Source organism: Vibrio sp. 10N.222.52.C3 (assembly GCF_041474195.1).
Classification (GTDB): Bacteria; Pseudomonadota; Gammaproteobacteria; order Enterobacterales; family Vibrionaceae; genus Vibrio; species Vibrio crassostreae_C.
Window position 1 is genome coordinate 63,725 of sequence record NZ_JBFRTQ010000027.1, and the last position, 14,077, is coordinate 77,801.

Below are 14,077 nucleotides of genomic sequence, written 5' to 3' on the forward strand. Positions count from 1 at the left end.
GAGATGCGAGATGCGAGATTGTGTAGTAAAAAGCTCAGGCAATAAAAAACGGAGCCTTAAGCTCCGCTTCTTATTGTATTCGCTAATTAAAAATTAACGAGCACGGAAGACGATGCGGCCTTTAGAAAGGTCGTATGGAGTCATCTCAACAGTTACTTTATCACCAGTAAGAATACGGATGTAGTTCTTACGCATTTTACCAGAGATGTGTGCTGTCACTACGTGACCGTTTTCAAGCTCAACACGGAACATTGTGTTTGGTAGAGTATCAAGGACAGTGCCTTGCATCTCGATTACGTCTTCTTTAGCCATCTAATCCTCTTTCGAAATTTGGCGGTTTTCAACGGCTTGATTGTGCCGTTAAAATCAAAATATGTAAAGTTGTCGCGTATTCTACCCTTGCCACCGCTGATTTACTAGCCTTTGATGACGTTGAAATCGTACTTTATAGTTCATCGCAGGGCATTCATCGATTTGATAACCCAAATATAACCATTGTTTTTGTTCTTTCTGGGCATGTTGGATCTGAAATAGAACGCCAAGTGTTCCCATCGAAATGTCTATATCAGGATCGAAGAAGGTATAAAACGCGCTCGTACAGTGAGCCATGATATCGGTTACGGCGATACCAACCAACTTGTTCTCATCATAGATGTGCATGAACTTTGTAGTAAGCCACTCATTTTTAGAGAATTGTAGAAACTCTTCTTTCTTGGGTGGGTACATGGTTCCCGAACGGTGACGAGCGGTGATATAGCGACTGTATAAGTCAAACCAGTTGTCATCCATCTCATCTTTCAGTTCCCAACGTAGTGATTTTCCTTTGTTAAGGATCCGTCGTTGGCTTTTGGAAAGCTTAACCTCAGGAATTGAAAGCCGAATCGCTTGGCATGCTGAGCAATTATCGCAATGTGGCTTATAAATGGTTGAACCACTGCGGCGAAATCCATTCGCAAGCAGAACTTCATAGTTATCTGAGGTGTGCATGTGTTCGTCAAGCGTGACCGCCACTCTCTCTTCGAAGTGAGGTAAGTAGCTGCAAGCGTGATTGTCTGTTAATCCAATTCTGATTTGTTGTAAATCTGGATTCATTAAGGCATTTCCTTTAGCCATTGGGTTTTAAAGCATGCATCGTCAACGGAGAACTCTTTGAGTAATTGCAGAGAGCCTAGGAATTCATCCCTATCAACCTCGATAGCGCCCAAGGATTCCAAGTGAGGGTTCATGACTTGGCAATCAATCAGTTGTCCGCCGAATCGGGTAAAGTGTTTACAAAAGTACCACAGCGCAATTTTAGAGGCATTGGTCTTTAGGCTGAACATCGATTCACCGCAAAAGACTTGGCCTCTTTGTAAGCCGTAAAGTCCACCGATCAGTTCATCATCTTGCCAAACCTCAACCGAGTGGCAGAAACCTAATGAAGCGAGTTTGCGGTAGGCTGACTGCATGTCGCTGTTTAGCCAGGTTTCTTCTTCGGGTCTTAGTGAAGAGCAATAACCAATTACTCTGTCCGTCGCTTGGTTGATGCTGACTCGGTAATTGTGCTTTCTTTGAAACTTTTTAAGACTTTTTGACGGTTCGAATGTCTTAGGATTAAATACCGCTCGCGGTGCAGGGCTCCACCAAAGTATAGGCTCACCTGGGCCATACCATGGAAATATACCTTGGCTATAAGCGTTTAAAATTCGCATTGGTGATAAATCACCACCGAAGGCGAGCAGACCGTTGGGGTCATCAAGCGCGTCGAAAGGCGAAGGAAACTCTATACTAGTAGTATCAAGTTCGGTTAGGTATATAGTCATAAGTACCGCATTACAGATTAATCACTGACCAAGAGGTCTTTAGGAGTTTTACCATGAAGAAGTTGCTTTGGATTTTACTTGTTTTGCCCATGTTGGCAAATGCAGCTTACAACAGAAACCAAGCTCGACCAGTAAACGAGGTGGTTTATGGTGAGATTGATACGGTCAGATACATCACTCAGCAAGAGATCGTTGAGTCGAAAGCGAATGGTTGGGAAACCTTGTTAGGTGCGGCGATTGGTGGCTTGATTGGTAACCAGTTTGGCGGCGGCACTGGTAAAGAAGTGGCGACAGCTGTAGGTGCAGTAGCAGGTGCGGGTATTGCTCGTAACCGAGGTAACACACAATATAAAGTAGAGTACAAACTGGTCGAGTTATTGGTCAAAATCAAAGACGACAAGTTGGTCAACATTATCCAAGATGTCGATAACTCGATGCTGTTCAACCGAGGCGATGATGTACGAATTCTCTATTTTTCAGATGGTGTTCGAGTTGATCTCGTGTACTAGTATATAAATACGATTGATTGGCTAATTAATCACCGGTTTGGGCTGGATTAGCTCTGGAGTTCGTTGGAAAAGTTCGTTAGTCTGCAAGTACGAAGAATTATTCATCACCCGAAAATAAATACGCGCCAGTGACTTCGGGTGGTACAAGGACTATAAGATTTAATGGAAAGCCTTACGTTACAACCAATTCAAAAAGTGAACGGGGAAGTTAACCTACCTGGTTCAAAAAGCGTTTCCAACCGTGCACTTCTTTTGGCTGCACTTTCTACGGGAACCACTCGCCTAACAAACTTGCTAGACAGTGATGATATTCGTCATATGTTGAATGCATTAACTCAGTTAGGTGTTGATTATCAGTTGTCTGCAGACAAAACCGTTTGTGAAGTGACAGGTGTTGGTGGTGCATTTTCAAGTGACAAAGCCCTAGAGCTTTTCTTAGGTAATGCGGGTACGGCGATGCGTCCGTTGGCGGCTGCACTATGTTTAGGTCGCGGTGAATACGTTCTTACTGGTGAGCCTCGTATGAAAGAGCGCCCAATTGGCCACTTAGTAACAGCACTGCGAGAAGCCGGTGCCGACGTTGAATACTTAGAAAATGAAAACTACCCGCCATTGAAGATCACAGGTACTGGTCTGAAGAGCGGTACAGTTTCTATCGACGGTTCTATCTCTAGTCAATTCTTGACGGCATTTTTGATGGCTGCGCCCTTAGCTGAAGGTGAAGTGACCATTAAAATTGACGGTGAATTGGTTTCTAAACCTTACATCGATATTACGCTGCACATCATGAAGCAATTTGGTGTGGACGTGATCAATAATGATTACCAAGAGTTTGTGATTCCTACCGGGCAATCTTACTCGGCACCGGGTGATTTCTTGGTTGAAGGTGATGCATCATCTGCGTCATATTTCCTTGCAGCCGCTGCTATCAAAGGTGGTGAGATTAAGGTCACTGGTATTGGTAAAAACAGTATCCAAGGTGATATCCAATTCGCTGATGCGCTTGAGAAAATGGGTGCGGAAATCGAATGGGGTGACGACTACGTTATTTCTCGTTGTGGCGAGCTGAAAGGCATTGATATGGACTATAACCATATCCCAGATGCTGCGATGACTATCGCGACAACCGCATTGTTTGCGAAAGGCACAACGGCAATCCGTAATGTCTACAACTGGCGTGTGAAAGAGACAGATCGCTTGGCTGCAATGGCAACAGAGCTACGCAAAGTCGGCGCTGAAGTGGAAGAGGGTGAAGATTACATTATTGTTAACCCTGTGGCTGAACTGACTCATGCGGCGATTGATACTTACGATGATCACCGTATGGCGATGTGTTTCTCGCTGGTTGCCTTGAGCGATACGCCTGTGACGATTAATGATCCAGGTTGTACGTCAAAGACATTCCCTGATTACTTCGACAAGCTGAAAATGCTAAGTCTATAAAAATGCTTAGTATGTAAAGGTTTAGGAACAAAAAAGCTTGCCTAAGTGGCAAGCTTTTTAATTATTGCTGAATTGTAAATTCTTTCGAAAGGTGGTGCGCTAAGTATTTAAACATGTTAAATACCGCGGTTGTATTCTCGGTCGGCATTCCATTGCTGTCTAAGAAGTATTCACCTTTGAAGACGAGTACATCGTCTTTTTCTACTACGCTGTTTGCGCGCATGCCTTCAATGTAGTCATCATGTGATTGGATAATTTGGTTTGCGATAAGCAGTAAATCAAATTCTGCTATTACTTTCTTTGTCATGAGTTTATCTCTGATAACTGAATATAACGTTGAGTTTATGGTGTCGAACTAGAAATTCAATGATTTCACAACCGATTAAGAGAGTCTTTTCAAACATCCACAATTTATTTTGTGATTTACGGCAAAAATAATTGAATGGGGCTCGCGTTAGATTCGCGGACAAGCTTAGTATGAGCCCGTTTAGACGTAATGCCTGATGAATAGGCTCTTGCAAGTATTCTTAGTGAGTACTTTATAGCTTCTTTATATTGTGACCCTTTTATCTATGAGTCGTCGAATTGTCGAGCGATCAGATCCAATTTTGAAAAAAGCGGTTGATCTTCTAGTAATCTCGCACAATAGTAAAAAAAGAAGCAATGAATTTAGAATATCATGCGTAAAAGCCCACAAGCTAAATTGTTGGTGCTGAAGCATCGTGATTAAGGACGTTAGAGTCAATATGGGTAAATCGCTCGTTATAGTGGAGTCGCCAGCCAAGGCTAAAACTATCAATAAATATCTTGGCAAAGACTTTGTCGTTAAGTCGAGTGTAGGTCACGTACGTGATTTACCAACGGCAGGTCAAAGTACTGGTCAAAAGGCTGCTGCAGTTTCAACCAAGGGTATGAGCCCAGAAGACAAAGCTCGTATCAAAAAAGAAAAAGATCGCAAAGCTCTTATCAAAAAGATGGGTATCAACCCATATAAAGAGTGGGAAGCGAATTATCAAATTCTACCGGGTAAAGAAAAAGTTGTTGCTGAATTGCAAAAACTGGCTGAAAACGCAGACCATGTTTATCTCGCAACCGATTTGGACCGCGAAGGAGAAGCTATCGCATGGCACCTTCGTGAGATCATCGGCGGCGATGAAACGCGATACAAGCGAGTGGTTTTTAACGAAATCACTAAGAATGCTATTCAACAAGCCTTCGAAACTCCGGGTGAGCTAAACATTGACGGCGTAAACGCACAACAAGCACGACGTTTTATGGACCGTGTTGTTGGCTTTATGGTGTCACCTCTGCTTTGGAAAAAAGTAGCACGAGGCCTATCCGCTGGCCGTGTTCAATCAGTCGCTGTAAAACTACTGGTTGAGCGCGAGCGCGAGATCAACGCTTTTATCCCTGAACAGTTTTGGGATGTGCATGCTGATACCAAAACAGCAGAGAAAACAGATTTCAGACTGCAAGTCGCTCAGAAAGACGGCGTTGCGTTTAAACCTGATAATGAAGCGCAAACACAAGCTGCAGTTAGCGTTTTAGAAAAAGCGCAATACGAAGTCTGTAAACGTGAAGACCGCCCAACTAAGAGTAAGCCGTCTGCACCTTACATCACGTCGACACTGCAACAAGCGGCGAGTACCCGTCTTGGTTATGGCGTAAAGAAAACCATGATGCTGGCTCAACGCCTGTATGAAGCGGGTTACATCACTTATATGCGTACTGACTCAACCAACTTGAGTTCAGAAGCTGTAGAAGCCGCTCGTGAATACATTGGTTCTGAGTACGGCGCGCAATACCTTCCACCTAAAGCACTTGTATACGGCAGCAAAGAGGGCGCTCAAGAGGCCCACGAAGCGATTCGTCCTTCAAGTGTAGATGTTAAGTCGGAAGATCTAAACGGCGTAGACGCAGACGCACACAAGCTTTACTCGCTAATTTGGAATCAATTCGTTGCGTGTCAAATGACACCAGCTCAATACGATTCAACGACAGTAAGCGTTAAAGCAGATGAGTACACGTTGAAAGCGAAAGGTCGTATCCTTAAATTTGATGGTTGGACTCGTGTTCAGCGTCCAATGGGCAAGAACGAAGATACGATCCTTCCAGCAGTACAGATCGGCGATAAGCTTGATCTGATTGCGCTAGACCCTAAACAGCACTTCACTAAGCCACCGGCTCGTTTCACTGAAGCGGCGCTAGTTAAAGAGCTTGAGAAGCGTGGTATTGGTCGTCCTTCAACATACGCATCAATCATCTCAACGATTCAAGATCGCGGTTATGTAAAAGTTGAACAGCGTCGTTTCTATGCTGAGAAGATGGGTGAAATTGTTACTGACCGTCTAGATGGCAGCTTCAATGACCTAATGAACTACGACTTCACTGCTCGTATGGAGCAGAAGTTGGACCAAATCGCAGAAGGCGAAGCAAGCTGGAAAGGCGTGCTAGATAACTTCTTCGAAGACTTTACTGGCGATTTGGAAAAAGCAGACTTAGACGAAGACGCTGGTGGCATGAAGCCAAATCATATCGTGGAAACCGATATTGAGTGTCCGACTTGTAGCCGTAAAATGGGTATTCGTACTGCTTCGACAGGCGTATTCCTTGGTTGTTCTGGCTATGCACTTCCACCAAAAGAGCGTTGTAAGACAACAATCAACCTTGGTGATGAAGAAGGCATTATCAACGTGCTTGAAGAAGACGTTGAAACAGCAGCACTTCGAGCTAAAAAGCGTTGTCCTATTTGTGAAACGGCAATGGATGCTTATCTAATCGATGATAAGCGTAAGATGCACGTATGTGGTAATAACCCGAACTGTGAAGGTTATGTGGTTGAGCACGGCGAATTTAAAGTGAAAGGCTACGATGGTCCACTTGTTGAGTGTGACAAGTGTGGTTCTGACATGGTTCTGAAGAACGGTCGTTTTGGTAAATACATGGACTGTACGAGTGAAGATTGTAAGAACACTCGTAAGATTCTGAAAAATGGCGAAGTTGCGCCACCAAAAGAAGACCCGGTGCATTTCCCTGAACTTCCGTGTGAAAATTCAGACGCGTACTTTGTTCTTCGTGATGGTGCTTCTGGTCTATTTATGGCTGCGAGCAACTTCCCTAAATCACGTGAAACACGTGCACCATTAGTGGAAGAGCTGGTTCGTTTTAAAGACCGTATCTCACCTAAGTTCCAATACCTAGCATCAGCGCCAGTTGCTGACCCTGATGGTAAGCCGACAGTGGTTCGTTTTAGTCGTAAGACCAAAGAAAACTACGTGCGTACTGAAGTAGATGGAAAACCGTCCGGTTGGACTGCGTTGTACATCGACGGTAAGTGGGAAGTTACGGATAAGCGTAAAAAGCCTAAAGAGAAATAACTGAACGTTATTGATGAAAAAGCAGCCTAATGGCTGCTTTTTTTGATCTCAATATGACTAAATATGCAACTTGTTGACCTGGTGTTTCGTCTGCGAGAATTTATTAAATTCACATCGCAAAATAAATAATGCCAATTAATCAGATTTTCTTATGCAACTTTAACGAGAATGTAACTTAATTAAAATATTGTAACTCACAGATCAGCGTTTAGTTGTATACCTGATGTGTGTCGGGTGTTAATGTAATGTTTCGTCTGGACGGTGTAATGTGAGCTGCTTTAAGTCTTGGGAAAGCAATCAGCTTACGTACCACAGAATGGCGTATTAAAAATTGAATTCGGCCGAAAAGTCGATAACGTATATAAAACCAAGTGCAAAGAATAGTGCACACATAACAACGTTTGGCTTAGTATATTGTCACTGTATGTGAATGGATATTCGCTAAATACCGAAATAAGTGTTGGTGCTCATCCCCCAGAGGAAGATACCTCTACGAGTACTAACATCGACAAGCTATAGATATATGGAGAATAAAATGGCTGGTGTATTGGGAATGATTCTTGCTGGTGGTGAAGGCTCTCGCTTAAGACCTTTAACTGAATCTCGCAGCAAACCCTCGGTTCCTTTCGGTGGTAGTTACCGCTTAATTGATTTCGCTTTGAACAACTTCGTTAATGCTGATCTAATGAAGATCTACGTATTAACACAATTTAAGTCACAGTCACTGTTCCACCATATGAAAAAAGGCTGGAATATCAGTGGCATAACAGACCGTTTTATCGACCCAATTCCTGCGCAAATGCGTAAAGGAAAGCGTTGGTATGAAGGCACAGCAGATGCTATCTACCAAAACATGGGCTTTATGGAGTTGGAAGAACCTGATCAAGTATGTATTTTTGGTTCAGACCATATCTATAAGATGGACATCAAACAGATGCTTGATTTCCATAAAGAGAAGAAAGCGGCTCTAACAGTATCAGCTTTGCGCATGCCGCTTGCTGAAGCATCAGAATTCGGTGTTATTGAGGTTGATGCTGACGGCCGTATGATTGGCTTTGAAGAGAAACCTGCAAATCCGAAGTCGATCCCGGGCGATCCAGAATCAGCGCTCGTTTCAATGGGCAACTACGTGTTCGAAGCGAAAGAGCTTTTTGCCGAACTAACGGAAGATGCTGATAGAGAAGGTTCGACACACGATTTCGGCAAAGACATTATTCCAAACATGTTCCCACGTGGTGATGTGTTTGTTTATGATTTCAGCACCAACCGTATTACTGGTGAGAAAGAAGAAGTTTACTGGCGCGATGTAGGTACGATTGACGCGTACTGGCAAGCGCACATGGACCTTCTTAAGAAAGATGCGCCATTCTCGCTATACAACCGTAAATGGCCTCTACACACTTATTACCCGCCACTACCACCAGCTACGTTTACTGATTCGGCAAATGGTCGAATTCAGATCATTGATAGCCTTGTGTGTAGCGGTAGTTATGTACGTGGTTCGCGTATTGAAAAGAGTGTACTGGGCTTCCGCAGCAATATCGCATCAGCGTGTGATATTAGCGAAAGCATCTTACTCGGTGATGTAAAAGTGGGTGAGGGTTGTATCTTGCGCCGCGTTATCATTGATAAAGACGCAGATATCGCACCGGGTACACAGATTGGTGTAAATCTGACAGAAGACAAAAAGCATTACCACGTATCTGACGATGGTGTCGTAGTGATTTCTAAAGGAGCACGAGTTGGTTACTAAGACTCTCTCGGTACTTTTTGTAGCGTCTGAAGTTGAAGGCTTGATTAAAAGTGGTGGCTTGGCTGATGTAGCCAAGGCACTGCCGAAAGCGTTGCAAACACTCGAACAGGACGTTCGAGTGACTATCCCCGCATATAGAAACATTCCAAACATTGATTCAGCAGAAGTTATTTTATCGACTGAACTCGATCATTGGCCTCATACGGCTTATCAAGTTAAAAAACTGAGCGTAGAAGGCGTTCCAGTTTTTGGTATTGAATGTGCCAAGTATTTCGACCGCCCGGAAATGTACGCAGAAAACAATCAAGCTTATGCTGATAACGGAGAGCGCTTCTCGTTCTTTAGTGCAGCCTGTCTTGATATGCTTCCTAAGCTTGGTTTCCAACCGGATATCATTCATGCAAATGACTGGCATACTGGTTTCGTTCCTTTCTTGCTTAAATCGCGTTATCAACAACACGATTTCTTTGAAAATACGCGCAGTGTTATTTCGATTCACAATGCGGTTTTCAAAGGTGTGTTCGCCTACGATGAACTTCAATTCCTGCCAGAGATGCACAGTTACCATGCGCCTGAAGCTTCAGTGAGTGACACTCATGTCACTATGCTAAGAGCTGGAGTGATGTGTGCGGATAAAGTGAACGCAGTAAGTCCTACCTATGCAGAAGAGTTGAAAACGGAATTAGGTAGCCACGGTATGGCTGCAGAATTCCAACACAGATCTGCTGATCTGTTCGGCATTTTGAATGGGTGTGATTATGGGGCTTGGAATCCGGAAACTGATGCTTTCCTTCCTCGTAAATACAAAGCGACCAAGCACAGCATGGCTCGCGGAAAATCAGCTTGTAAGCAAAAACTGCAACAAGATGTAGGTTTACCCGTTGCCGATTGCGCGGTTTATGGCATGGTTTGTCGCTTGACGAATCAAAAAGGTGTTCATTACTTACTGCCTATCATCGAACAGTTTTTGAAAAATGATCTTCAGATCGTGATTGTCGGTACTGGCGATCCGGTTTTGGCGAGTCAATTGAAAGAGCTATCAGCGCTTCACTCAGATAAGTTCTCGTTCGTAGAAGCGTACAATAATGAACTTGCGCACTTGGTTGAAGCAGGCTCTGATTTCTTCTTGATGCCTTCGGAATTTGAACCGTGTGGCTTAAACCAAATCTACAGCATGGCTTACGGTACTTTGCCGATTGTTCGTTCTGTGGGAGGTTTAAAAGACAGCGTGAATGATTACGATGAAGATCCTGAAGTCGCGACTGGGTTTGCTTTTGAAGAGCCAACACCGCAGGCGTTATTGGCTGTGTTACATCGTTCATTACTGCTTTATGCACAAAACCCATCTGAAATTAAGCGTGCTCAGCTTTATGCGATGCAGCAAGATTTTAGTTGGGAAGATGCGGCTAAAGAATACCTAGCTATGTATCATTCAGCATTTTAACTTGTTGACTTAGCTTTAAAATTAGCGGGCGGGCAACAACAGCTCGTAATAAATGAAGGCGCTCTAATTGTTGAGTGCCTTTTTGTTTCCTGGTCAGAGCACATCACGTTTACGAAGACAAAGCTTGCAAACTCATTTTTGTCAGGTAGAAAAGGTGAGGTAGGTATTCACATGACTAATGATAGGTTTAACACTATTATCACTTAAAGTTCTTAATAGCGTGGTATCCTTAGTCATCGCCTCGTGATGAGGCATAGCTCCATTCCAATAATTAAAGCGATAGGTATGTCTGAGAGTTTACTATTTCATAAAACATTTACTCACCCTACGAGCGATGAGTGGGTTGTATTTGTGCATGGCGCAGGAGGCAGTTCCTCCATCTGGTTCAAGCAGATCAAAGCGTATAAACAGCATTTCAACTTACTTCTCATTGATCTGAGAGGGCACGGTAAATCAGACAATATACTTAAAGGGCTGATTTCGAATCGTTATACGTTCAAATCGGTGACGCTTGATATTCTTAAAGTGTTAGACCATCTTAAGATCCGTTCTGCACATTTCGTTGGCATGTCTTTGGGCACGATTATTGTGCGTAACGTTGCCGAACTGGCGGCTGGCCGTGTACGTTCAATGGTACTGGGTGGCGCTGTCACCAAGCTAAACACTCGCTCTCAAGTGTTAATCAAGTTGGGTAACCTCAGCAAGCACATCATTCCTTACATGTGGTTATACAGCCTTTTTGCTTATGTTGTGATGCCACAAAAAAGCCAAAAAGAGTCTCGTCACCTTTTTATCCGCGAAGCCAAAAAACTGTGCCAGAAAGAATTTAAACGCTGGTTTATCTTAACGGCTGATGTAAACCCCTTGATGAAATATTTTAAAGATAGAGAGCTACCAATACCGACTCTTTATTTGATGGGTGAGCGTGACTACATGTTTATTAAGCCTGTAAAAGAAATGGTTGCAGCGCATGAATCGAGTGAGCTAGTAGAAATCCCGAATTGTGGACACGTGTGTAACGTGGAAAACCCTGAAGAGTTTAATCAGCGTTCGATTGCGTTTATTCAAAAACAAATTAAGTGATTTTCTAGGCGTGAAATCAAACATGATGAGTTAATCGAATTGAAATAAAAACGGGAAGCTAACTTTAGCTTCCCGTTTTTAATTGGAGGAGGTATCTGACCGAATCGTTCTATCAGGCCACTGAAACCCTGCTATTCAGGTGAGGCAGCACCGCACTGCCAGCAAGAGCCGAATTGCGCTTCGTTGACTTCATGACACTCACCACAACGCCACTCTTCATAGATGATCGAATCTTGCTGCTTTTGGTAGTCATTGACGAGCATGCGAGCTTTACTGGCCAATTCTGGCTCATATAACCATACGTAAGGGTCAGTTTCTTCAGTGAATGGGATTTCCCCCTTTAATCCGAACAACCCCTCGCCACGGACTTCACAGGCAATATTCTCGCTTTCTAACAACCCACAGATGATATGAGCTTCTGTCGGATTCGATGCACTGAAGATTTTCATTGAAATAGAACCTTATTCGGCTATCTGTGTTGTTTAGATATTATAAACTATTCTGCTATATACATTATTCAGCTACGGGTGCTGAGCGAAACTTACCCATCAACCATTTAGCCACTATTGGGAATATCCCCAATAATGCAAATGACAATAGTACTGAAGGGGAGACGATGCCCGAAAGTGAATCAATTTCTGCGAGCTGAGTACCAGCATTCAAGAAAACCGCCGTCCCCGGTAACATCCCGATTTGACTCGTAATGTAGTAACGACTCACTGACATCGGTGTTAGACCCATCAATAGGTTGATAAGGAAAAATGGGAATACAGGAATCAGACGCAGAGAAAACAGGTAAAATGCGCCGTCTTTTTCAACCCCCTTGTTAATCGTCGCCAATTTGTCACCAAACTTGGTTTGAATCCAGTCACGCAACAGGTAACGGCTACTTAAGAAAGCTAAGGTCGCACCGATCGCACTTGCGAAAGATACCAGTAGCAAGCTGTTCCAGAAGCCAAATAGCGCGGCCCCTAATAAGGTTACAACAGCGGCACCAGGAATGGAGAAAGCCGTAATCATGACATACGCGACAAAATAGATAGCGGCAGCCGCAATAAAGTTGCTGTCAATGTAGTCATTTAACACAGCTTGTTGGGCCTTAGCATTTTCAAGCGTTAAGTACTGGCCGAAATTGATGCCTAACAAGACGATGGTTACGACCAACACAATACCCAATATCATTTTCTTACTCATTGATACTTCCTCTAAATTTTCAATGCATACCGATAGTATAGATAGACAGGCAAAGCATAGATTAACTTTCACCAGTTAATAAAAAACTATTTGTTCTAGACGATGGATCGGGGGCAAAAAGCTAGCCTAATTGCTTAGTCTTATGTTAGCGACAAGTATTGGCGGAATAGAGGTGGAAAAAGATTCGTTGATTAGAAGGTTGTGACTCTCTGCTAGGGACTTGTTTTGTATGCATTATTTTATTAGCGATAATTTGTACCACGTAAAAAGTAACAAAAATTTGAAAGAGTTTTGGTCTTGGCTCGTTCTATATACGTAACAATCGTGGCATGAAGATTGTTTTAGATAATTATTCAGGCAGACAACTAAGGAGCTAGCTATGAAATTATTATCAATGATTACGGTTATTGCTACAACGGGCCTATTCTCTTTCCAAGCCATGGGATCGGGCGTCTATCACCGTGCGGCTGTTGAGTCTAAAGTATTTAAAGGCGATGTAGTGGCGAGCCAATCACAGGCTTACGAATCTGGAAAAAAAATCTGGATGGATATAAACAGTAAGCGCTCATATGAATTGAGCAAAATCTTACCGCAAGCCTCTGAAAAAGTAGATGTACGCTCGTTTGAAATCAAAAACGGTACCATCAAAGTAAAAGAAATAATGGATTCCTCTGGAGAAATTAACTTCATTCCGATGGTTAAAGTGGATTACAAATACTATTACCGTCCATCTTTTTGAACTCAGTGGTTCAGCTATACATAAGACTAGTTTTGTCGACATAAAAAAAGCCGCAGTAAATGCGGCTTAGTTATGTATATAGATTGCACTGACAATGTTAATTGACGCGATTGATAAGCTCTTCGCGACGTTGCTGCGGTATAACAGACCAATGTGTACCATTGATCGCGCCTTCTAGCGCCCAAAGTAGTTCAATACTGACGGAAGACGCATGCGATTCTTTGATGGCGTTAAATGCGTTTACAGAGCCAGATTCATATAAACGTTCGACAGAATCGATCCCTGCCTTTTTCAACATACGCTCGGTAGCGAGTCGAAGATTAGGCAGATCTTTGAGTCGGGTCGGCTTAGCAGAAGACTGCTCAGCTTTTTCTTCTTTAGCAAAACCCAGAGACGTCGTTGCAAGCTGCAAGATTTTCTCTTGGTCTTGCCAGAGGCCTTCAGGTAAAGCGAAATATTTAGTAACGACAGGGAAACCACGTTTTTTGTAGACGTACGGTTGAAACCCTTGTTGTTCGAACTGTTTCGTTGTGCATTTGTCTGCTCGTATGTGCAGCTGGTCATTTACAACCAGAGCAAACATAGTGTCATCAGCAAAAAGACCGAAGCCACCAAACATCGAGCGTGATTTTATTTTTCCTAGGGATTCAAATAATTTCATTGAATCCTTTAGTATCGGTTTATCCATGTTATTTATCTCGGTGTATTTGAACTACGCCACCAAATAAGCAGG

The 14,077-nt window shown here is 43.2% G+C and carries 14 protein-coding genes; 7 read left to right on the plus strand and 7 right to left on the minus strand.

Annotation, left to right across the window (positions count from 1 at the left end):
• Positions 1–93: 93 nt before the first annotated feature.
• From infA to aat, 3 genes are all read right to left on the minus strand, one after another.
• The gene (gene infA, locus AB4517_RS04565; RefSeq protein WP_001040192.1) at positions 94–312 is read right to left on the minus strand and encodes a translation initiation factor IF-1; all 219 of its coding nucleotides are present in this window, start codon (positions 310–312) and stop codon (positions 94–96) included.
• Between the two features lie 81 nt (positions 313–393).
• Positions 394–1,092: an arginyltransferase gene (locus AB4517_RS04570; protein WP_065585123.1), complete on the minus strand. Its 699-nt coding sequence runs from the start codon at positions 1,090–1,092 to the stop codon at positions 394–396.
• On the minus strand, positions 1,092–1,802 hold the full coding sequence (aat, locus tag AB4517_RS04575; protein WP_017063504.1) for a leucyl/phenylalanyl-tRNA--protein transferase: 711 nt from the start codon (positions 1,800–1,802) through the stop codon (positions 1,092–1,094). Before aat ends, AB4517_RS04570 begins: the two co-directional genes overlap by 1 nt.
• A gap of 53 nt (positions 1,803–1,855) precedes the next feature.
• Here aat and AB4517_RS04580 point away from each other — a divergent pair, with 53 nt between their 5' ends.
• Together AB4517_RS04580 and aroA are read left to right on the plus strand one after the other, a co-directional pair.
• Positions 1,856–2,311: a glycine zipper 2TM domain-containing protein gene (locus AB4517_RS04580; RefSeq protein ID WP_372147964.1), complete on the plus strand. Its 456-nt coding sequence runs from the start codon at positions 1,856–1,858 to the stop codon at positions 2,309–2,311.
• Between the two features lie 162 nt (positions 2,312–2,473).
• Positions 2,474–3,754 (plus strand): 3-phosphoshikimate 1-carboxyvinyltransferase, encoded by a 1,281-nt coding sequence (gene aroA, locus AB4517_RS04585; RefSeq protein WP_017062105.1) that lies wholly within the window; start codon positions 2,474–2,476, stop codon positions 3,752–3,754.
• A gap of 61 nt (positions 3,755–3,815) precedes the next feature.
• Here the strand turns inward: aroA and AB4517_RS04590 are convergent, their stop codons facing one another.
• Positions 3,816–4,061 (minus strand): YciN family protein, encoded by a 246-nt coding sequence (locus AB4517_RS04590; RefSeq protein ID WP_017062104.1) that lies wholly within the window; start codon positions 4,059–4,061, stop codon positions 3,816–3,818.
• 439 nt (positions 4,062–4,500) lie between these two features.
• Here AB4517_RS04590 and topA point away from each other — a divergent pair, with 439 nt between their 5' ends.
• The 4 genes from topA to AB4517_RS04610 all read left to right on the plus strand — a co-directional run bounded on the left by topA (position 4,501) and on the right by AB4517_RS04610 (position 11,411).
• Positions 4,501–7,131: a type I DNA topoisomerase gene (gene topA, locus AB4517_RS04595; RefSeq protein WP_372147965.1), complete on the plus strand. Its 2,631-nt coding sequence runs from the start codon at positions 4,501–4,503 to the stop codon at positions 7,129–7,131.
• 523 nt (positions 7,132–7,654) lie between these two features.
• Entirely contained in the window at positions 7,655–8,884 is a 1,230-nt protein-coding gene (gene glgC, locus AB4517_RS04600; protein ID WP_080582251.1) for a glucose-1-phosphate adenylyltransferase, read from the plus strand.
• Positions 8,874–10,328 (plus strand): glycogen synthase GlgA, encoded by a 1,455-nt coding sequence (gene glgA, locus AB4517_RS04605; RefSeq protein ID WP_017070017.1) that lies wholly within the window; start codon positions 8,874–8,876, stop codon positions 10,326–10,328. Before glgC ends, glgA begins: the two co-directional genes overlap by 11 nt.
• Before the next feature lie 285 nt (positions 10,329–10,613).
• On the plus strand, positions 10,614–11,411 hold the full coding sequence (locus AB4517_RS04610) for an alpha/beta fold hydrolase (protein WP_372147966.1): 798 nt from the start codon (positions 10,614–10,616) through the stop codon (positions 11,409–11,411).
• Between the two features lie 131 nt (positions 11,412–11,542).
• On the opposite strand, the gene AB4517_RS04615 is transcribed toward AB4517_RS04610, so the two are convergent.
• Together AB4517_RS04615 and AB4517_RS04620 are read right to left on the minus strand one after the other, a co-directional pair.
• Positions 11,543–11,860, minus strand: a complete 318-nt coding sequence (locus AB4517_RS04615) for a DUF2007 domain-containing protein (protein ID WP_017062099.1) — start codon at positions 11,858–11,860, stop codon at positions 11,543–11,545.
• Positions 11,861–11,924: 64 nt separating this feature from the next.
• Positions 11,925–12,605, minus strand: coding sequence for a TVP38/TMEM64 family protein (locus AB4517_RS04620; RefSeq protein WP_017072239.1), 681 nt, complete (start codon positions 12,603–12,605; stop codon positions 11,925–11,927).
• Positions 12,606–12,984: 379 nt separating this feature from the next.
• On the opposite strand from AB4517_RS04620, the gene AB4517_RS04625 reads away from it, so the two are divergent.
• Complete coding sequence (locus tag AB4517_RS04625) at positions 12,985–13,344, plus strand: DUF3316 domain-containing protein (protein ID WP_017067843.1); 360 nt, start codon at positions 12,985–12,987, stop codon at positions 13,342–13,344.
• Positions 13,345–13,441: 97 nt separating this feature from the next.
• On the opposite strand, the gene AB4517_RS04630 is transcribed toward AB4517_RS04625, so the two are convergent.
• Entirely contained in the window at positions 13,442–14,032 is a 591-nt protein-coding gene (locus tag AB4517_RS04630) for a TfoX/Sxy family DNA transformation protein (RefSeq protein ID WP_004736448.1), read from the minus strand.
• Between the last annotated feature and the right edge of the window lie 45 nt (positions 14,033–14,077).